The sequence below is a fragment of the Bradyrhizobium genosp. SA-3 genome, from assembly GCF_004212635.1.
GTDB lineage: Bacteria > Pseudomonadota > Alphaproteobacteria > Rhizobiales > Xanthobacteraceae > Bradyrhizobium.
Genome location: NZ_PSRT01000146.1, coordinates 1 through 20,030 on the forward strand (window position 1 = coordinate 1; position 20,030 = coordinate 20,030).

Sequence of the window (20,030 nt, forward strand, 5' to 3'; positions counted from 1 at the left end):
TTCAAGGCGACGCTGGCCAGCGCCCGGCGCGAGCTGGCGGTGCTGATGGGAGATCCCGCCGCGAAATTCGGCGAGGTCTCTGGCCGGCTCAACACCACGGGACGCCCGCCGACGTTCCAGTCGGTCGTCGCCGCGATCGATGCCAATCCGCAGCTGGTGCGCTGGACCGCGGTCTATGCTCAGCGCAATGCCGAGCTGTTGCTGGCACGGCTCAAGCCCTACCCCGACGTGCGGATCGCGGCCGGCTGGCGCCATTACAACGAAACCAATGACGATGCCGTGCGCCTCACCCTCTCGGTGCCGATTCCCGTGTTCGACCAGAACCAGGGCAACATCCTCTCGGCGCAGGAGAGCCTCGCCAAGACCAAAGCCGAGCGCGAGGCCAACCGCAACACGCTGATCGTGATCGCCGGCCGGGCCTACGATTCGCTGCAAGGCTCGCTACGCGAACTCGCGGTCCTGCGCGAGACCGCGATTCCGAAGGCCGTTGAAGCGTCCGAGGCGATCTCGCAAGGCTACGGCCAAGGCCGCTTCACCCTGCTCGAAGTGCTGGACGCCCAGGCAAGCGTCACCCAGGCGCGGCTGCGTGAGCAGGAGGCGCTCCAGAACTTTCATGCGGGGGTGGCGACCATCGAAGGCCTCGTCGGCAATCCCTTCACGCTGGCGCGGGAGAGCGCACGATGAAGACGTCCTCCACCATTGTCGTCGCCGTCATTGCTGCTGCCCTCGGCGCTTGTGGCTATGCCCTGCTGGCGCCGGCCAGGGTTCCGCCCGCCGAGCATGCCGCGGAGAAGAGGCCGGAGAAGCCGAACGACCATGTCGAGCAGGACGAGCACGGCGCCGACCGCATCCGCATCTCCAATGTCAAGCTCGCTGCAGCCGGCGTGGTGCTGGCGGAAGCCGCGAGCGCGACGCTGACCGACACGCTCGCCTTCAACGGCATCCTGCGCGCCAACCAGGAAGCCGTGGTGCAGGTGACGCCGCGCTTTCCGGGCATCGCCAAATCGATCCTGAAGCGCATCGGCGACAAGGTCGGCAAGGACGATCTGCTCGCCGCGATCGAAAGCAACCAGAGCCTCACCGTCTACGAGCTGAGGGCGCCGATCGCCGGCACCATCATCGAGCGGCAGATCTCGCTCGGCGAATACGCTTCCGAGCAGAAGCCGGCCTTCGTCGTCGCCGACCTCTCCACCATCTGGGTCGATCTGTCGATCTACCGGCAGGACCTGCGGCGCGTCCGCCTCAACGACGAGGTGCTGATCGATCTCGACGATGGCCGCGGCGAGATCAAGGGCACGATCTCCTACATGGCGCCGATCGGCTCGAGCGAGACCCAGACCGCGCTCGCCCGCGTGGTGCTGCCAAATCCGGACGGACGCCTGCGTCCCGGCCTGTTCGTCACGGCGCGGCTGATCCTCGCCGCGCGCAACGTCGCGGTTGCCGTGCGCCGCAGCGCGATCCAGACGCTGGAGAGCAAGACGATCGTGTTCGTCCGCGAGGACGGCGACAAGATCGAGGCGCGCCCGGTGGAGCTTGGGGATTCCGATCTGAGATTCGTGGAGATCCGCGCGGGCCTTTCGGCTGGCGAGCGCTACGTCGCCGAGAACAGTTTTGTGGTCAAGGCGGAGATGGGCAAGGGCGAGGCCGAGCATGATTGACGCCCTCCTCGCCTTCTCGGTCCGCCAGCGCTGCTCGTGGTCCTGCTCGCCCTCGCGGCCGGTGCCCTTGGCGCCTGGAATTTCACGCGCCTGCCGATCGATGCCGTGCCTGACGTGACCAACGTCCAGGTCCAGATCAACACGCGCGCGCCGGGGCTGTCGCCGCTCGAGGCCGAGCAGCGCATCACCTTTCCGCTCGAGACTGCAATGGGCGGCTTGCCCAGGCTCGACTACACCCGCTCGATCTCGCGCTACGGCCTGAGCCAGGTCACCGTCGTGTTCCAGGACGGCACCGATATCTATTTCGCGCGCCAGCTTGTGAACGAGCGCATCCAGCAGGCGAAGGACCAGTTGCCTGCAGGCACGGAGGTTGCGATGGGGCCGATCTCGACCGGGCTCGGTGAGATCTATGTCTACTCGGTCGAAGCAAAGGTCGGCGCAAAGTCGCCGACGGGTGCCGAGTTCACGCCGACGGAGCTGCGCACCATCCAGGACTGGATCATCAAGCCGCAGCTGCGCACCATTGCCGGCGTGATCGAGGTCAACTCGATCGGCGGCTATGAGCGGCAGTTTCATGTGCTGCCGATTCCGGGGCAGCTGATGGCCTACAAACTCGGCTTCCGCGACATCATGACGGCGCTGGCCGCCAACAATGCCAATGTCGGCGCCGGCTATATCGAGCGCAACGGCGAGCAATATCTCGTCCGCGCTCCCGGCCAGGTCGCCAATATCGAGGACATCAGGGGCATCGTGATCGGCTCGCGCGGCGGCGTGCCGGTGCGCATCCGCGATGTCGCCGAGGTCAGCGAAGGCAGGGACCTGCGCACCGGTGCTGCGACGGCGAACGGCGGCGAGACGGTGCTCGGCACCGCCATGCTGCTGATCGGCGAGAACAGCCGCACTGTGGCCCAGCGCGTGAAGGCCAGGCTCGCGGAGATCGCCAAATCGCTCCCCGACGGCGTGATCGCGCGCGCCGTCTACGACCGCACGCATCTGGTGGAAGCCACCATCCAGACCGTCGAGAAGAACCTCGTCGAGGGTGCGGCGCTGGTGATCGCGGTGCTGTTCCTGATCCTCGGCAACATCCGCGCCGCGCTGATCACGGCCTGCGTCATCCCGCTCTCCATGCTGTTCACGATCACGGGCATGGTCGAGAGCAAGGTCAGCGCCAATCTGATGAGTCTGGGCGCGATCGATTTCGGCATCATCGTCGACGGTGCGGTCATCATCGTCGAGAACTGCCTGCGGCTGCTTGCCGCCGAGCAGCACCGCCGCGGCCGGCTGCTGACGCTGGACGAACGCCTCCAGACCATCCGCGTCGGAAGCAGCGAGGTGATCAAGCCGAGCCTGTTCGGCACGCTGATCATCGCCGTGGTTTATCTTCCGGTCCTCACCCTGACCGGGACCGAGGGCAAGATGTTCACGCCGATGGCGCTGACCGTGCTGATGGCCCTCACGGGCGCGGCGCTGCTGTCGGTCACTTTCGTCCCCGCCGCGGTTGCGATTGTCGTCACTGGCAAGGTCTCGGAGATGGAGAACGTCTTCATGCGGGCCGCCAGGCGGCTCTATCTGCCCCTGCTCGACCGCGCGATCCGCTATCGCGGCAGTGTCGCGCTCGGCGCCCTGCTGATCGTCGCCGGCAGCATCTTCGCCGCAACGCGCATGGGCGGCGAGTTCATTCCGAGCCTCGATGAAGGCGACATCACCATCGAGACCATCCGGATTCCCGGCACCAGCCTGACCCAGAGCGTCGACATGCAGCTCCGCCTGGAAAAGGCGATCAAGCAGGTGCCGGAGGTCGCGACCATCTTCTCCAAGATCGGCACCGCCGAGATCGCCAACGACCCGATGCCGCCGAATGTCGCCGACACCTATGTCACGCTGAAGCCGCGCGAGGAATGGCCCGATTCGGCCAAGCCGAAGGACGAGGTCGTGGCCGAGCTCGAACGCGCCGCCAACACCCTGCCCGGTACCGCCTATGGCATGACCCAGCCGATCCAGATGCGCTTCAACGAGCTTATCGCCGGCATCCGCAGCGACGTCGGCGTCAAGATCTTCGGCGACGATCTCGACGTGCTCGCCGGCATCGCCCAGCAGGTCAACGGCGTGGTTCGCGGCATCGAGGGCGCCGCCGACATCAAGACCGAGCAGATCGCGGGCCTGCCGATCCTCACCGTCAAGCTCGACCGCCAGGCGCTGTCGCGCTACGGCCTCAGCCTCAGCGAGGTGCAAAACCTCGTCGAGATCGCGATCGGCGGCAAGCCGGTCGGCAAGCTGTTCGAGGGCGATCGGCGGTTCGACATCGTGGTGCGGCTGCCGGAAAGCCTGCGTGCCAACCCCGATACGATCAAGTCGCTGCCGATCCCGCTGCCGCCGGGCGAGGACATCGCGGCCGTCACGAAAACCGCCTGGCCGGGGGCATCTGGGACGACGCCGCGCTACGTGCCGCTCTCCTCCGTTGCGGCGATCGAGATCGCGCCGGGCCCCAACCAGATCAGCCGCGAGAACGGCAAGCGCCGCGTCGTGGTGATGGCCAACGTCCGCGGGCGCGATCTGCGCTCCTTCGTCGCCGAGACGCAGGCCGCCGTCGCCGAGAAGGTCAAGCTACCGCCGGGCTACTTCATCGGCTGGGGCGGGCAGTTCGAGCAGCTGGTCTCCGCGACCAAGCGATTGACAATCGTGGTGCCGGTGGCGCTGCTCTTGGTGTTCCTGCTGCTGTTCATGGGTATGGGATCGGCGGCCGATGCGGCGCTGGTGTTCTCCGGCGTGCCGCTGGCGCTGACGGGCGGCGTTGCGGCACTGCTGCTGCGCGACATTCCTTTATCCATCAGCGCCGGCGTCGGCTTCATCGCGCTGTCGGGCGTGGCCGTGCTCAATGGGCTCGTCATCATCGCCTTCATCGAGCGGTTGCGCAGCGAGGGGCGGTCCGTCGTGGATGCCGTGCGCGAGGGCGCGCTGACGCGGCTGCGCCCGGTGCTGATGACCGCCCTCGTCGCCTCCCTCGGCTTCGTGCCGATGGCGCTCGCGACCGGCGCCGGCGCCGAGGTGCAGCGGCCGCTTGCGACCGTGGTGATCGGCGGCATCATCTCCTCGACCGTGCTGACGCTTTTGGTGCTGCCGGCGCTCTACGTGCTGTTCCGCCGTGACGCAGGCACCGAAACGCCTACAATGGCGCCTGATTTGGCAGCGTCCGGGGAGCGCTAGAGGTGGCCGGCCACGACCATCACGGACATCACCACCATGATCATGCCGGCCATTCGCATGATCATGGTCACGACCACGGCCTTGCTCATGGCCACAGCCATGGACACGCGCATGTCCATGGGCCCGCCAGCTTCGGCAAGGCGTTCGCGATCGGCATTTCGCTCAACACCGCGCTGGTCGTGGCCGAAGCCGTGTACGGCTATATCGGCAACTCCACTGCCTTGCTCGCGGATGCCGGCCATAATCTGTCCGACGTGCTCGGTCTGGTCGTGGCCTGGGGCGCCTCGATCGCGGCAAGGCGTGCGCCGAGCGGCCGCTTCACCTATGGCCTGCGCGCCTCCACCATTCTGGCGGCGCTGGCGAATTCGGTGTTCCTGCTGGTCGCAACCGGCGCCATCGGCTGGGAGGCGATTTTGCGCCTCCGCGCGCCGGAGCCGGTCGCCGGCGTGACGGTGATGGTGGTGGCCGGCATCGGCATCCTCATCAACAGCTTCACCGCCATGCTGTTCGCCAGCGGACGCAAGGACGACATCAACATCGAAGGCGCGTACCTGCACATGGCCGCCGATGCCGCGGTCTCGCTTGGCGTCGTGGTCTCGGCGGCGCTGATCATCTGGACCGGCTGGCTCTGGCTCGATCCCTTAACCAGCCTCGTCATCTGCGCCACCATCCTCTGGAGCACGACCAGCCTGTTGCGCGGCTCCATCGACATGTCGATGGCGGCAGCGCCCAAGGGCACCGACCTCGCCGCGATCAGGGCGTTCCTGCTGGCGCGGCCGGGCGTCTCAGGGATCCACGATCTCCACGTCTGGCCGATCTCGACCACCGAGACCGCCCTGACCTGCCATCTCGTGATGCCCACTGGGGCCGGCGACGCATTCCTGATGGAGACCGCGCAGCTGCTCAAGACCTCCTTCCGCATCGGCCACACCACGCTTCAGATCGAGACGCATCCCGACAACGGCTGCGCGCTGGCGCCGGATGATGTGGTGTAGAATTCACACGCCCATCCACACCGTCATTGCGAGGAGCACTTGCGACGAAGCAATCCAGACTGTCTCTGTTGAGGCAGCCGGGATTGCTTCGCGGAGCCTGTCATCGGGCCGCGCTGCGCGCGGACCCGTTGGCTCGCAATGACGATGGGGAAGCAGCGCGCCTACGCCGCCTTCGCCGTCACGATCCAGATCGCGCCCTGCAACGTCACCGACTGCCCCTTCAGAAACGGCGCGAGCATGTCGCGGATCGAAGCCTTGGCGGCCTCGTATGTCTCCGGCGGATGGCCCTGGAGCGCGCGGCTGGCGGGGCCGATCTGGAGCGCGCCGTCGACGGCGGCATCGAGCCCGCCGCCGATCGCGACATCCATCGCAAGATTATGCGGCTGCATCGCCACGTCCACGAAACCCGCGCCCTTCAGGATGCGCATCACCCGCTCTTCTGATGCAAAGGCGAACGGGCCCGGCTCCTCCGGTCCGACCGGCGGCATTTTCGGCACGTGCTTGTAGACCGCCATCAGCGGCACCATCATCCACGGATTTTCCTTCGGCTCGCGCCAGCAGGCGAAGGCAAGCCGCCCGGACGGCTTCAGCGCACGGCGGAGATTGGTGAAGGACGCGATGGGGTCGGCGAAGAACATCACGCCAAAGCGCGAGGCGAGCAGATCAAAGCTCGCCGGCTCGAACGGGTGAACGGTCGCATCCGCCAGCACGAAATCGAGCGGCAGGCCCTTCGGCGCCAACGCGCGCGCCTGCGACAGCATCGGATCGGAGACGTCGAGGCCGAGCGCAAAGCCACCAGGCGCCACCGCCTTCGCGAGCGCGACCGTCGTTGCACCCGAGCCGCAGCCGACGTCGATCACGCGCTCGCCCGGCTTCGGCTTGGCACGGTCGATCAGCACGTCCGCGATCGGCCCGAGCAGCGTCTCCTGCACCGCATGACGATCAGCCCAGCGCTGTCCGCTCGGGCCGTTCCAATAGGCGATCTGGTCGGCGTTCTGCTCGTGTCCGCTAGGCTGCTGCATCGACTTCTCCGCGACGGTGCCGATCGCCCCCGCTCGGCCCAAAGAGGCTTATCCGCATGTCGTTCCCTGTCGCAAGGCCGATTTCGGCACGGCGGCTTGATACGGGTCACCGCCCTGCAGGCTCGTGTGATATTGGTCACATGGGAGGCTTTGCCTTGGTGGCATGCTCCGACTATTCTGATCACATTGCGATTTGGGGCTGCAATGGGCGCGATTCGGATTTTTCTTTTTTTGTTCGTCGTATTCTGTCTTGGCTGCGGATCGGCACACGCGGAAAAGCGCGTGGCCCTCGTGATCGGCAATTCCGCCTACAAGAGCGCCCCCAGGCTCGCCAACCCCGTGAACGACGCGTCTCTGGTTGGCGGCATGTTGAAGAAAGCCGGGTTCGACCTGGTCGAGATCAAGCTCGATCTCAATGCCGCGGAGATGCGCCGCACACTGCGCGACTTTGGCGGCAAGGCGCGTGAGGCCGACGTGGCCGTCGTCTATTACGCCGGTCATGGCATCGAACTGGACGGCACCAACTACCTGATCCCGACGGATGCGACGCTCGAGACGGACAGCGATGTGCTCGACGAGACGCTGCCGCTGGACCGCGCCTTGTTCGCGGTCGAGCCGGCCAAGCAGCTCCGGCTCGTCATCCTCGATGCCTGCCGCGACAATCCCTTCTCTAAAACCATGAAGCGGACGATGGCAGCGCGCGCGATCGGGCGGGGCCTTGCCAAGGTCGAGCCGACCAGCCCGAACACCATGATCGCCTTCGCGGCCAAGGCCGGCTCGACCGCCTCGGACGGCGACTCCAGGAACAGCCCGTTTGCGGCGGCCCTGGTCGAGCGGCTGCCGACGCCGGGGCTCGATCTGCGCAAGGCGTTCGGCTTCGTCCGCGACGATGTCCTCAAGAACACCGGCTACAAGCAGGAGCCGTACGTCTATGGCTCGCTGGGCGGCGATGACGTCGCACTGATCCCGGCAAAACCCGTCGCAACGGGACCGCAAGCGAGCCCTCAGGACTCCGTGCGCCGGGACTATGAGCTGGCGCTGCAGGCGGGAAACCGGGACGCGTGGGAGGCCTTCCTGCAAGCCTATCCCGACGGCTTCTATGCCGGCCTCGCCCGCGCGCAGTTGAAAAACGTCGCGGCCGAAGAGGCACGCGCCGCCGCCGCCGACAAGGCGCGCCAGGCTGAAGACGCCAAGGCCCGGCTCGCCGCCGAGCGCGCCACCAAGGCCGAGCAGGAGAAGGCGGCGGCCGCCGCCAAGGCGGCCGAGGAGAAGCGTCTTGCGGCCGAGAAGGCCAAGCAGGTCGAGGAAGCCAGGGCGGCCGCAGCCGAGCAACGCAGGAAGGAGGCCGAGGCCGCAGCGGCGAAGGCGCTCGCGGACAAGCAGGCAGCCGAGAAGGCGCTGGCCGAGAAGCTCGCGAGCGACAAGGCCGCCGCCGAGCAAAAGCCGAAGGTCGCCAATGAACAGAAGGTCGCCGCCGTCGCCCCGACTTCGTCGCAGCCGAGCCTGTCGCCGCAGGAAATGACGAAGCTGGTGCAGTCAGAACTCCGCCGCGTCGGCTGTCTGACGGCTTCGGCGGACGGCGACTGGAACGCTTCGTCACAGCGCTCGCTGGCGCTGTTCAACAAGTACGCCGGCACGAAGCTCGACGCCAAGCTGGCGAGCTTCGATGCGCTGGACGCGATCAAGGCCAAGCCAGGCCGCGTCTGCCCGCTGGTCTGCGATCACGGCTTCAGGGCCGATGGGGATGCTTGCGTGAAGATCGCCTGCCGCGCGGGCTATCGCGTCAATGACGACAACGAATGCGAGAAGATCCAGGACAAGAAGCCGGTCGCGACGCGCGATAATTCGAAAGGGCGGGATACCGAGCGGAAACAAACGGAGGCTGCGCCACCGTCTCCGCAAGCCAAATCGTCAGGACAGATAATTTGCAATGCAGCCGGTTGCCGTCCAATTCGATCGGGCTGCAGGCTCGAGGCAAATAGAGCCGGGGTACGTGGCTACGGCAGTGGACCTGGCGACGTCGAAGTTTGCAACTGACAGCGGTGTAATCGTCCAGCAGTACTGCTTAACTTGAAGCTAGCCCCAACGAGAACGACGCTGCCTCGCTCGACCTGCGAGCGCAGACTGGTGGGCGGTAACGGATTCGAACCGCGGACCCTCTTTGCGCATTGCGGCCGCATTGGTTTCACCGAACGGCCACATCGGAATCAGATGCCAACCAGATTTCCTCGATAGATTCGCCGTTCCTCAAACTGGAAAGGCAGACCATGCGCAGCTTCACGGCATCCGTCATCGTTGCAGCTCTCTCCCTGGGAACACCTACCCTGGTGCAGGCACAGGGCGCATCGTCGCAACCCGGCGCGGAACAGCCGTCCACTCAGTCGAGCACGGTGATCCGGAGCATACAGGTCGTGGACGTCAAGGAATTGCAGCCGGCGGTGCGCGCGAAAGTCGATGAACTCGTGGCGCACACAAGCGATAAAGACATCCAGTCGCTTCGGCAGTCCATCGACGCCACACCGGAGGCAGCCTCCGTGCTCAAGGCCAAGGGCTTGAGTTCGTCACAAGTCGTCGCGATCAACATCGCCGACGGTGTCCTGACCATGTTCACCAAGACAGCCTGACTCGGACGGGAATTTCGAGGCGCCGCACGGCGGCCGCGGGCATGATCGCCGCCTCCTCGGCCTCCCCGGCCGGACGACGAGATCCGCGCGACGAAAGAGGATTGCCCTGCAGCGGGCCAGCTGCAGGGCTGCTCGTGTCCAGCATGAAAACCCTGACCAGGCCGCAAATTGGAGCCAGTTTGCGGCGCGCTCGGCTCTTGCTTCGGCACCCGCCGGGGCGCTAAAGAGGCGCACTTGGAGGCGCACACTTGAAGGCGCACTTGGGCGGTTAGCTCAGCTGGTTAGAGCATCTCGTTTACACCGAGAGGGTCCGCGGTTCGAATCCGTGACCGCCCACCAGCCTTCGCCTGCTTCGCAGGCTACGGCTTGGCAAACCAGCCGAGGCACTCATTAGTGCGAAGCTGGCGAAGGCTTGCCGCAAGCCAACCTCAATCCTTCGGCCTCCCTGGCAGCCCCGGCACCGCATCGATCCAGACCACCGCCGACTGGCACCAGATCTGCCGGACCGGCCTAAGAGCGTTGCGCTGGCGGATGCTGCCCCAGCGGATGCCCCAATCGTCGGCGTCATCGCCCTCGCCGCTCGTGAACAGCGGGGAACCGCAATCGGCGCAGAAATGCTGAAAGCGCATGCGGCCGTTGTCGCCCCGCTTGCCGTAGATCTTTGGCGTGCCGCCGGTCAGGCGGACGTCCGCTCCGGAGCAGACGGCCGTCACCCGGAACGGCGAGCCGGTCAGCGTCTGGCAATCGGTGCAGTGGCAGACCGAGACCTCCTCGGGATCGATGTCGGCCTCGAAGGTGATATTGCCGCAATGGCATTGCCCGTCGATCTGCATCGCCCTCTCCCCTCGGCCCCAAAACAAAAACGGCGCCCGAAGGCGCCGTCTTATCATCTTTCACTGAGCTAGTGAGCGGTCAGGCCGCCGGCGGCCTCGTCGCCATCAGGCTTCACCGTCACCTTGGTGTCCTCTTCCCAGACGATCGGCACCGGCTTCTTCACCAGCGCCTTGGCGACGACGTCGTCGAGGCGCGAGACCGGGATGATCTCCATGCCGCCCTTGATCGCATCGGAAATCTCCGTGAGATCCTTGGCGTTGTCCTCGGGGATCAGCACCGTCTTGATGCCGCCGCGGGCAGCTGCGAGCAGCTTCTCCTTCAAGCCGCCGATCGGCAGCACGCGGCCGCGCAGCGTGATCTCGCCGGTCATCGCGACATCGTGGCGGACCGGAATGCCGGTCATGACGAGATGATCGCGGTGGCCATGGCGACGCCCGCGGACGGACCGTCCTTCGGCGTCGCGCCCTCCGGCACGTGCACGTGGATGTCGCGCTTGTCGAACAGCGGCGGCTCGACGCCGTAGTTGATCGCACGCGAGCGGACGTAGGACGCCGCCGCCGAGATCGACTCCTTCATGACGTCGCGCAGATTGCCCGTGACCGTCATCTTGCCCTTGCCGGGCATCATGACGCCTTCGATGGTCAGCAACTCGCCGCCGACATCGGTCCAGGCAAGGCCGGTGACGATGCCGACCTGCGGCTCACTCTCGATCTCGCCGAAGCGGTATTTCGGCACGCCGAGCAGCTCTTCCAGAGTCTTCTCGGTGACCTTGACCGACTTCTTCTTGGAGATCATCAGCTCCTTCACCGCCTTGCGGGCGAGTGTGGAGAGCTCACGCTCCAGATTGCGCACGCCCGCCTCGCGGGTGTAGCGGCGGATCAAAAGCAGCAGCGCGTCGTCGTCGATCGAGAACTCCTTGGAGTCCAGGCCGTGCTTGGACACCGCGTTCGGGATCAGATGCTTGCGCGCGATCTCGACCTTCTCGTTCTCGGTGTAGCCCGCGATCCGGATGATCTCCATGCGGTCCATCAACGGGCCCGGAATATTGAGCGTATTCGCGGTCGTGATGAACATCACGTTGGACAGATCGTAGTCGACCTCGAGGTAGTGGTCGTTGAAGGTCGCATTCTGCTCGGGGTCGAGGACCTCGAGCAGCGCCGAGGACGGATCGCCGCGGAAATCGGCGCCCATCTTGTCGATCTCGTCCAAGAGGAACAGCGGATTGGACGACTTCGCCTTGCGCATCGACTGGATGATCTTGCCGGGCATCGAGCCGATATAGGTGCGGCGGTGACCGCGGATCTCGGCCTCGTCACGCACGCCGCCGAGCGAGACGCGCACGAATTCGCGCCCGGTCGCCTTCGCGATCGACTTGCCGAGCGAGGTCTTGCCGACGCCGGGAGGCCCGACGAGGCACAGGATCGGACCCGTCAGCTTGTTGGCGCGCGACTGCACCGCGAGATACTCGACGATACGTTCCTTGACCTTCTCGAGCCCGTAATGGTCGGAGTCCAGGATGGCTTGCGCCGCTTCCAGGTCCTTCTTGACCTTGGATTTCTTGTTCCACGGGATCGACAGCAGCCAATCCAGATAGTTGCGCACGACGGTCGCTTCCGCGGACATCGGCGACATCTGGCGCAGCTTCTTCAATTCGTGCTGCGCCTTCTCGCGCGCTTCCTTGGAGAGCTTGGTCTTGGAGATCTTCTCTTCGAGATCGGCGAGCTCGTCGCGACCATCGTCGTCGCCGAGTTCCTTCTGGATCGCCTTCATCTGCTCGTTGAGATAATACTCGCGCTGGGTCTTCTCCATCTGGCGCTTGACGCGCGAGCGGATGCGCTTCTCGACCTGGAGCACCGAGATCTCGCTCTCCATCAGGCCCAGCACCTTCTCGAGGCGCGTGGTGACGGACAGCGTCTCCAGGATGCCCTGGCGGTCCGCGATCTTGACCGCGAGATGCGAGGCGACCGTGTCGGCGAGCTTGGCGAAATCAGCTATCGCCTGCACGACGCCGACGACCTCGGCCGAGATCTTCTTGTTGAGCTTCACATAGCTCTCGAAGTCGGACACGACCGAGCGTGCCAACGCCTCGGCCTCGACCGACTTCGCGTCGGTGTCGGCGAGCGCGACGGCGGTCGCTTCGTAATAGTCGGCGCGATCGGTATATTTCTGCACGCGCGCACGCTCGAGCCCTTCGACCAGCACCTTCACGGTGCCGTCGGGAAGCTTCAAGAGCTGGAGCACACTGGCAAGCGTACCGGTCTCGTAAATCGCATCGGGCGCCGGATCATCGTCGGACGCGTTCTTCTGCGTCGCCAGCATGATCAGCGCATCGTTCTTCATCACCTCTTCGAGCGCGCGGATCGACTTCTCGCGGCCGACGAAGAGCGGCACGATCATGTGCGGGAAGACGACGATATCGCGCAGCGGCAGCACGGGATAAGCGTGCGTTGCGCCATGAACGATGGTTGGCCGGGGTTTGGGATTAGTCATGGCCTTTTCCTTTTGCTTTGCCCCCTCGCACGCAGCCCGCTGATCATGCGCAACCGCCACGAGGTGCCGAGGTGATCCGCAGAACCGGTCGGTCCTTTTGCGAGTTGGACCGGCTTGCCGGATCGGAACTGAGGCGAATCTTGAAGAGAATTTTCGCTCGCCCGCCGACATTAGGTGGCTATCGACCCGGGGGGTGTCAAGTCATCGAAAAACGCGCGCCATCAGGCGCTTACGCACGCAGGTAAGCGACGCAACACCGGCTGCGGAGATACATTTCCGCAGCCCTCCTTGATCAGACAATTGGAGCGTTCCAGCGCCGAAAAAATCAGGCGCTGGCATTCTCGACGGCGCGATCGGACCGATCGGCGTAGATGTAGAGCGGACGCGCCGTGCCTTCCACGACTTCTCGCGAAATCACGACCTCTTCCACACCTTCCAGGCCCGGCAAGTCGAACATGGTCTCGAGCAGGATCGCCTCGAGGATCGAGCGCAGGCCGCGCGCGCCGGTCTTGCGCTCGATCGCCTTGCGGGCGACCGCGCCAAGCGCCTCGTCGGCGAAGGTCAGCTCGATGTTCTCCATCTCGAACAGCCGCTGGTACTGTTTCACCAGCGCGTTCTTCGGCTCGGTGAGGATCTTCTTCAGCGACGTCTCGTCCAGATCCTCGAGCGTCGCCACGACCGGCAGACGACCGACGAACTCAGGAATGAGGCCGTATTTCAGAAGGTCCTCAGGCTCGACGTGACGGAAGATCTCGCCGGTACGGCGGTCCTCCGGCGCGAGCACCTGGGCACCGAAGCCGATCGAGGTCGACCGTCCGCGCGCCGAGATGATCTTCTCGAGGCCGGCGAAGGCGCCGCCGCAGATGAACAGGATGTTGGTGGTATCCACCTGCAGGAACTCCTGCTGCGGATGCTTGCGGCCGCCCTGCGGCGGGACCGAAGCCACCGTGCCTTCCATGATTTTGAGCAGAGCCTGCTGCACGCCCTCACCCGACACGTCGCGCGTGATCGAGGGATTGTCGGACTTGCGGCTGATCTTGTCGATTTCGTCGATGTAGACGATGCCGCGCTGGGCGCGCTCGACATTGTAGTCGGCGGCCTGGAGCAGCTTCAGGATGATGTTCTCGACGTCCTCGCCGACATAGCCGGCTTCGGTCAGCGTCGTCGCGTCGGCCATCGTGAACGGCACGTCCAGGATGCGGGCGAGCGTCTGCGCGAGCAGCGTCTTGCCCGAACCGGTCGGACCGATCAGCAGGATGTTCGACTTCGCGAGCTCGACGTCGTTGTGCTTGGTCTGGTGGTTGAGGCGCTTGTAGTGGTTGTGCACCGCGACCGACAGGACTTTCTTCGCATGGCTCTGGCCGATCACGTAGTCGTCCAGGACCTTGCAGATTTCCTTCGGCGTCGGAATGCCGTCGCGCGACTTGACCAGCGAGGATTTGTTCTCCTCGCGGATGATGTCCATGCAGAGCTCGACGCACTCGTCGCAGATGAAGACCGTGGGACCCGCGATCAGTTTGCGGACTTCGTGCTGGCTCTTGCCGCAGAACGAGCAATATAGCGTGTTTTTGGAGTCGCTCGTGCCGACCTTACTCATTCATGTCTCCGTCCGCGGTTCGATCCCGTTCCGCTCGATCGCTCCATTCCGACACGATGGCCGGTATGAAGCTTAAGTAGAGCAAATTCCGTACCAAAAAAGACCCTACGCGTTACATCCCGTGCGAATCACGGTCGCTCGATTCTCCGCGATCATAGCCGATCAATCGTAGCCAACCATGCTGTCACCCGACTATCAAGAATTCGCTAATCGGGGCTCGCCGGCTACCCGTGACAATACCGTGATTTCCGGTCTTGGCACGAGCGAAGTGATCGAAATCACCCCGGCGTTGCTGGATTGCCACGAAAAACAAGCACGAAAGCGGAACTTTCCGCCTGTCGCGGGGCGCAAAACCGCGTTTTGCGGCGCGCGCACGCGTCCTTAACGTGAACACTGCCCTGACGCTCCGCGGCGATCCCGAGGGATCGCCGTAACGCCCCGGTAGTGCTACGGGACTTTCGCCGGCGTCGGCTCCTCGGCGCGCTTGTCAATGACCTTGTCGACCAGACCGAACTCCTTGGCGTCGTTCGCAGTCAGGAACTTGTCGCGTTCCAGCGCGTCCTCGATCGACTTGTAGGTCTGGCCGGTGTGCTTCACGTAGATCTCGTTGAGCCGCTTCTTCAGGTTCAGGATTTCCTGAGCGTGCAGCATGATGTCGGTTGCCTGGCCCTGGAAGCCGCCGGAGGGCTGGTGGACCATGATGCGCGCGTTCGGCAGCGAGAAGCGCATGTCCTTCTCGCCGGCGGCAAGCAGCAGCGAGCCCATCGAGGCCGCCTGCCCCGTGCACAGCGTCGAGACCGGCGGGCGGATGAACTGCATGGTGTCGTAGATGGCAAGGCCCGACGTCACCACGCCGCCCGGCGAGTTGATGTACATCGAGATTTCCTTCTTCGGATTTTCCGCTTCGAGGAACAACAGCTGCGCGACGATCAGCGTCGACATGCCATCCTCGACCGGGCCGGTCACGAAGATGATGCGCTCCTTCAACAGGCGCGAGAAAATGTCGTAGGCGCGCTCGCCACGGTTGGTCTGCTCGACCACCATGGGCACGAGGTTCATGTAGGTTTCAACCGGATCGCGCATGAGTCACCTAGGTTTTCGGAGACGGACATCGCCAGGCTTGGCTGCCAGTTTGGCTGGATTGGCCGGAAGGCGGATGGACGTCCTGTGATGCAGGAACTTGGTAGAGGCAGAACATTGGGTACAGGGTGTACCGACAGATATAGCCCAATTCGCGCCTGACAAGTGCGGAGCGCATTAAGGCTTAATCCGCCGGGCAGTTGAAGCTGATTCGCACTAAGAGGCCCAGCCGGCCATCTGGCTAGCTGGGCCCCTTCGCTGATCATCCTTAATGGAAGGCTTTCTCAACGTCTTCAGGCAGCGCTCTTTTCCGCCTCGTCGTCCTTGTAGAGCTCCTCGCGCGAGACCTTCTTCTCGGTCACCTTGGCGAGCTCGAGGATGAAGTCGACGACCTTGTCCTCATAGATCGGTGCACGAAGCTGGGCCAGCGCCTGGGCGTTGTTGCGGTAATAGTCCCAGACTTCCTTCTCGCGGCCGGGCATCTGGCGCGCGCGCTCGATCACGGCGCGGCCGACCTCGTCATCGGTCACTGTGATCTTGTTCTTCTCGCCGATCTCGGAGAGCACGAGGCCGAGGCGCACGCGGCGGTCGGCGATCTTGCGGTACTCTTCCTTGGCGGCGTCTTCAGTGGTGTTCTCGTCGGCAAAGGTCTTGCCGGCCGAGGTCATCTCGGCCTTGACCGAGTTCCACATCAGATTGAACTCCTCGTCGACCAGCGAGGGCGGCGCATCGAAGCGATGCGCTTCGTCGAGGCGGTCGAGCAGCGCGCGCTTGACGCGCTGACGCGTCGCGGTCGCGAATTCGGCGGCCAGCCGCTCGCGCGCGGCTTCCTTGAGCTTGTCGAGCGATTCGAGGCCGAGCGTCTTGGCGAACTCGTCGTCGATCGCGAGATCCTGCGGCGCCTCGATCAAGGTCGCGGTGGTCTCGAACTCGGCCGGCTGGCCGGCGAGCTTGTCGTTCATGTAGTTCTTCGGGAACGACACTTTCAGCGTGCGCGTCTCGTTGGCGCCGATGCCGGTCAGCTGCTCCTCGAAGCCGGGGATGAAGGTGTTGGAGCCGATCAGGACCTGGATGCCCTCGCCGGTGCCGCCCTCGAAGGCCTCACCGTTGATGGTGCCCTTGAAGTTGATGGTGACACGATCCCCCGAGGCGGCCTTGGCGCTCTCACCTTTGGCGGCAAAGGTGCGGTTGGAATCAGCGATGCGCTTGATCGCCTCGTCGACGTCGGATTCGGTGACGTCGGCGACGGGCTTCTCGACCTCGAAGGTCTTGAAGTCGGCGAGCGCAATGGCCGGCACCACCTCGATCGCGACCGTGTAGGTCAGATCGGTCTTGCCGCTCAGCAGCTCCTCGACCTCGGCCTGCTCGGTCGGCATGGTGATCTTCGGCTCGGTCGCGAGGCGGAAGCCGCGCTCGGAGAACAGCTGCGTGTTGGTGTCGCGGATGGTCTGGTCGATGGTCTCGGCCATCACCGAGCGGCCATAGACCTTCTTCAGGTGACCGACCGGCACCTTGCCGGGACGGAAGCCGTTGAGACGGACCTTGTCCTTGAGATCGACGAGCTTGGCATCGGCCTTGGCGTCGAGATCTGACGCAGGGACGCTGATCTTGAACTCGTGCTTCAAACCTTCCGAGAGGGTCTCTGTGACCTGCATGGCGTCCAATCTTCTTCTCGTTCGGTCCCGGCGCGCATGCGTCGGGACGCTGTCATTAATCGATCCGACGCGAGGCAAACGCCTCAACGCCGGTGGTTCATTGGACCGGCTCCAAGCGGACAAAATCCGCGCGGAAGCAGGTCTCGTAATCCGTGCAAACGCTGAAAGCGCTTGGTGCGGGCGGAGGGACTCGAACCCCCACAACTTTCGTCACTGGAACCTAAATCCAGCGCGTCTACCAGTTCCGCCACGCCCGCGTGAATTTGCATCAAGACCGGCCGCGATGCCGCGGGCGGCCGGGCTTATAGCATGTGCCTGACTGTTCGCAGCAAAAAAATGGCCGGTTGGAGGCAAGCTTCAAGTAGGCACGACGGCTGGACTTATCCAGCGCGGCGTGGTCCGGATCGGCCATGACAACGCGGATTTTTGACCCGAGCCGACGCGAGGTTTCGGCCGGACTTTTGACGGGACTTGGCGCCTCGGCGGCCGGGCTGATCGGCGGTGGCGCAGGCCCGCTCGTGACCGCCCAGCTCGCTCTCCAAGCACGGCCGGCCACGCTGGCCTTGAAGCAGGGTCAGCCAACGACACCAATCTGGGAGCTGGCCGCCGTAAGCCACCTGGGAAACGTCCGTCTCAAGCGCGGCAACCGCTGCGAGGTGGTGTTCCGGAACGAGCTGCCTGTGCCGCTTGCACCAGTCTGGTACGGCCTGACCGGCCCGGCCACTTCCGATCCGCTCCGGGGGCGCGCGCCGACCGCCCCGGACACGACTGAAACATCAATTATTTCAATATCTAATGCAGGAACCCTGCTGGCCGACTTCCGCCTCTTCGAGGACGACCTGAAGCAACCGGCGCGCCCGCTTCCGATCATCGCCGAGGAGGCAAACCGGGTCACTGTTGATCGTGACGAGGTTTTGCTGATCGAGGAATGGCGCGTGCGGCCGGATGGGACCGCGCTTCCCCCGGGGCGCGATCCCAAGGACACGACGCCGCTCTATACGATCAACGGACAGACTTCATTCGAACTCTCAGCCTTGGGCAATCAGCGGCTGCGGCTGCGCTTTATCAACGGCTCGCAACGTACTGTCCTGGCGATCAAATTGGAAAGCCACGACGTCCGCGTGATGGCCCTGGACGGACAGCCAGCCGAGCCCTTCCCGGCGCGCAACGGTGCCCTGGTGCTGGCTCCCGGCGCACGCGCCGACGCCTTTGTGGATACGATCAAATCGGCCCCATTCCTGCTCCATGACGGCAAGGAGGCGCGCCAGATCGGAAGCCTCACGATCACCGGCTGGTTAGAGCGGCGCGCGCCGCTGTTCGAGCCGCAGCCCCTCCCGTCGAACGACCTGCCCGATCAACTCGATCTGAGAGGCGCCCTGCGGTTCGATGTCGCGCTCGGCGCAGCCGACGCCGGCTGGATCCGGCCCGTCAATTTCTCCACCGCCTCCGCCCCGACCTTCCGCACTAAGGCCGGCCGCACCGTTATGCTGGCGCTGAAGAACCCAGCCCCCGTCACGACCGTGTTCCACCTGCACGGCCACCATTTCCGCCTGCTCGACAAGCTCGACGACGGCTGGAAGCCCTACTGGCTCGACACGCTCGCGATCGAGCCCGGCCAGACCCAGCGCATCGCATTCGCGGCGACCTCACCCGGACGATGGCTGATCGAATCCGTCCTGACCGACTGGGCCGCCCCGCGGCTCGTGCGCTGGTACGCGGTGGAGTGAGCGCCTATCGGCGCGTCCAGAGATAGCGAGCGTCAGGCTCATTCTCCTCATTCCGTACCCCGTCGGTCTGCTCGACCAGCGCAAATCCGCGCGCCTCATAGAAGCGCCGCGCCGGCGCGTTGCGCTGGAAGGTCCAGAGCTCGAGCCGGTCGCAGGCTTCTTTGGCAACGTCGAGGAGTTCGGTACCGATTCCGCGCCCCTGAGCCGTGGGAAGCACATAGAGCTGCTCGATCCAGCCCTCACGGAATGCAATGATCCCGCCGAGCACCTCGTCGTGGAAGCGTCCCCACACGCGGCACGTCGGAAAGACACGCTCGCGGTAGAACCAGCGGTCCTCGTCCGGCGTGTGCAATCCGACGAGCCACGGCATCGCCTGGTCGAACGCAATCCGATGGACCTCGCCGGCCGCACCCATGTCCGCGAGCGCGAGCTGCCTCAGCACTAGTACTCCACCCCGAGCGCGTCATAGATGCGCCGGTGCACGGCCGGCAGCGTCTCGGTCAGATCCTCCGCGATCAGCCCCGGGCCCGCTTCGCTTCCCGCCTCGCCATGCATCCAGACGCCGATGCTGGCGGCCTCAAAGGCCGGCACGCCTTGCGCCAGGAGGCCTGCGATGATGCCGGAGAGCACGTCGCCGGCGCCGGTGGTGGCGAGCCAGGGCGGGGGCATTGGCGGCGATGGTGGCGCGGCCGTCCGGGGCGGCGACAGTGGTGTCCGGTCCCTTCAGCAGCACGACGGCGCCGCAGCGCTCGGCGGCGGCGCGTACGCGCTCGAGCTTGGACCGGCCGGGATGCTTGTTGCTGAGATCCGAGAACAGTCGCGGGAACTCGCCCTCGTGCGGGGTCAACACGACCGCATTGTCCTGCGAGGACTTGATCGATTCGAACAGCCGCTCGGGCTTTGCGGCAAAGCTCGTCAGCGCGTCCGCGTCCAGCACCAGATTCCGCTGCGCCGTCAGCGCGGTGTGAACGAGATCGCAGGTGCGCTCGTCGACGCCCGCGCCGGGGCCGATCATGCAGGTGTTATAGCGCTTGTCGCCGAGGAGCTCGCCGAACTCGATCGCGGTGTCGACCGGGCGAACCATCACCGCGGTCAGCGCGCCCGCATTGATCGCGAGCGCATCGCGCGGGGTCGCCAGCGTCAC

At 65.0% G+C, this 20,030-nt stretch carries 13 protein-coding genes, 2 tRNA genes and 3 pseudogenes; 9 read left to right on the forward strand and 9 right to left on the reverse strand.

What is annotated here, in order from left to right:
• The 4 genes and pseudogenes from CWO91_RS34865 to CWO91_RS34880 form a co-directional block, all read left to right on the forward strand.
• Nucleotides 1-684: TolC family protein (locus CWO91_RS34865; RefSeq protein WP_165405931.1), on the forward strand; the 684-nt coding region annotated here is incomplete at its 5' end.
• A complete protein-coding gene (ihpB, locus tag CWO91_RS34870) occupies nt 681-1,658 on the forward strand; it encodes a divalent metal ion exporter adaptor subunit IhpB (RefSeq protein ID WP_130220023.1) in 978 nt (325 codons plus the stop codon). The genes CWO91_RS34865 and ihpB, both read left to right, overlap by 4 nt.
• Nucleotides 1,651-4,862: pseudogene (gene ihpC, locus CWO91_RS34875) on the forward strand (divalent metal ion exporter subunit IhpC). The gene ihpB and the pseudogene ihpC overlap by 8 nt, the downstream one beginning before the upstream one ends.
• 2 nt (nt 4,863-4,864) lie before the next feature.
• Entirely contained in the window at nt 4,865-5,857 is a 993-nt protein-coding gene (locus CWO91_RS34880) for a cation diffusion facilitator family transporter (RefSeq protein ID WP_165405932.1), read from the forward strand.
• Nucleotides 5,858-6,018: 161 nt separating this feature from the next.
• Here CWO91_RS34880 and CWO91_RS34885 read toward each other — a convergent pair whose 3' ends face one another.
• Nucleotides 6,019-6,879 carry a class I SAM-dependent methyltransferase gene (locus CWO91_RS34885; protein ID WP_130220024.1) on the reverse strand — a complete coding sequence of 287 codons (861 nt, stop codon included), beginning with the start codon at nt 6,877-6,879 and terminating at the stop codon, nt 6,019-6,021.
• A gap of 204 nt (nt 6,880-7,083) precedes the next feature.
• Here CWO91_RS34885 and CWO91_RS34890 point away from each other — a divergent pair, with 204 nt between their 5' ends.
• The 3 genes from CWO91_RS34890 (at nt 7,084) to CWO91_RS34900 (ending at nt 9,842) form a co-directional block, all read left to right on the forward strand.
• Nucleotides 7,084-8,916: a caspase family protein gene (locus CWO91_RS34890; RefSeq protein ID WP_130220025.1), complete on the forward strand. Its 1,833-nt coding sequence runs from the start codon at nt 7,084-7,086 to the stop codon at nt 8,914-8,916.
• A 230-nt stretch (nt 8,917-9,146) separates the two neighbouring features.
• The gene (locus CWO91_RS34895) at nt 9,147-9,503 is read left to right on the forward strand and encodes a hypothetical protein (RefSeq protein ID WP_128933421.1); all 357 of its coding nucleotides are present in this window, start codon (nt 9,147-9,149) and stop codon (nt 9,501-9,503) included.
• A 262-nt stretch (nt 9,504-9,765) separates the two neighbouring features.
• Nucleotides 9,766-9,842: transfer RNA gene (locus CWO91_RS34900), tRNA-Val, on the forward strand.
• A gap of 89 nt (nt 9,843-9,931) precedes the next feature.
• On the opposite strand, the gene CWO91_RS34905 is transcribed toward CWO91_RS34900, so the two are convergent.
• The 3 genes and pseudogenes from CWO91_RS34905 to clpX form a co-directional block, all read right to left on the reverse strand.
• Nucleotides 9,932-10,336 (reverse strand): GFA family protein, encoded by a 405-nt coding sequence (locus CWO91_RS34905; RefSeq protein WP_130220026.1) that lies wholly within the window; start codon nt 10,334-10,336, stop codon nt 9,932-9,934.
• 68 nt (nt 10,337-10,404) lie between these two features.
• Nucleotides 10,405-12,827, reverse strand: a pseudogene (gene lon, locus CWO91_RS34910) (endopeptidase La).
• Between the two features lie 325 nt (nt 12,828-13,152).
• Complete coding sequence (clpX, locus tag CWO91_RS34915; protein ID WP_008547851.1) at nt 13,153-14,424, reverse strand: ATP-dependent Clp protease ATP-binding subunit ClpX; 1,272 nt, start codon at nt 14,422-14,424, stop codon at nt 13,153-13,155.
• A 178-nt stretch (nt 14,425-14,602) separates the two neighbouring features.
• On the opposite strand from clpX, the gene CWO91_RS34920 reads away from it, so the two are divergent.
• Nucleotides 14,603-14,809, forward strand: coding sequence for a hypothetical protein (locus CWO91_RS34920; RefSeq protein ID WP_130220027.1), 207 nt, complete (start codon nt 14,603-14,605; stop codon nt 14,807-14,809).
• 62 nt (nt 14,810-14,871) lie between these two features.
• Here the strand turns inward: CWO91_RS34920 and CWO91_RS34925 are convergent, their stop codons facing one another.
• From CWO91_RS34925 to CWO91_RS34935, 3 genes are all read right to left on the reverse strand, one after another.
• Nucleotides 14,872-15,507: an ATP-dependent Clp protease proteolytic subunit gene (locus CWO91_RS34925; RefSeq protein ID WP_130220028.1), complete on the reverse strand. Its 636-nt coding sequence runs from the start codon at nt 15,505-15,507 to the stop codon at nt 14,872-14,874.
• Nucleotides 15,508-15,797: 290 nt separating this feature from the next.
• Complete coding sequence (gene tig / locus CWO91_RS34930) at nt 15,798-17,159, reverse strand: trigger factor (protein WP_130220029.1); 1,362 nt, start codon at nt 17,157-17,159, stop codon at nt 15,798-15,800.
• 172 nt (nt 17,160-17,331) lie between these two features.
• Nucleotides 17,332-17,416 (reverse strand) — tRNA-Leu (locus CWO91_RS34935).
• A gap of 153 nt (nt 17,417-17,569) precedes the next feature.
• On the opposite strand from CWO91_RS34935, the gene CWO91_RS34940 reads away from it, so the two are divergent.
• Nucleotides 17,570-18,886 carry a multicopper oxidase domain-containing protein gene (locus tag CWO91_RS34940; protein ID WP_130220030.1) on the forward strand — a complete coding sequence of 439 codons (1,317 nt, stop codon included), beginning with the start codon at nt 17,570-17,572 and terminating at the stop codon, nt 18,884-18,886.
• 4 nt (nt 18,887-18,890) lie between these two features.
• Here CWO91_RS34940 and CWO91_RS34945 read toward each other — a convergent pair whose 3' ends face one another.
• Nucleotides 18,891-19,328 (reverse strand): GNAT family N-acetyltransferase, encoded by a 438-nt coding sequence (locus CWO91_RS34945; RefSeq protein ID WP_130220031.1) that lies wholly within the window; start codon nt 19,326-19,328, stop codon nt 18,891-18,893.
• A pseudogene (locus CWO91_RS34950) lies at nt 19,328-20,030 on the reverse strand (NAD(P)H-hydrate dehydratase); the annotation flags it as partial. The gene CWO91_RS34945 and the pseudogene CWO91_RS34950, both read right to left, overlap by 1 nt.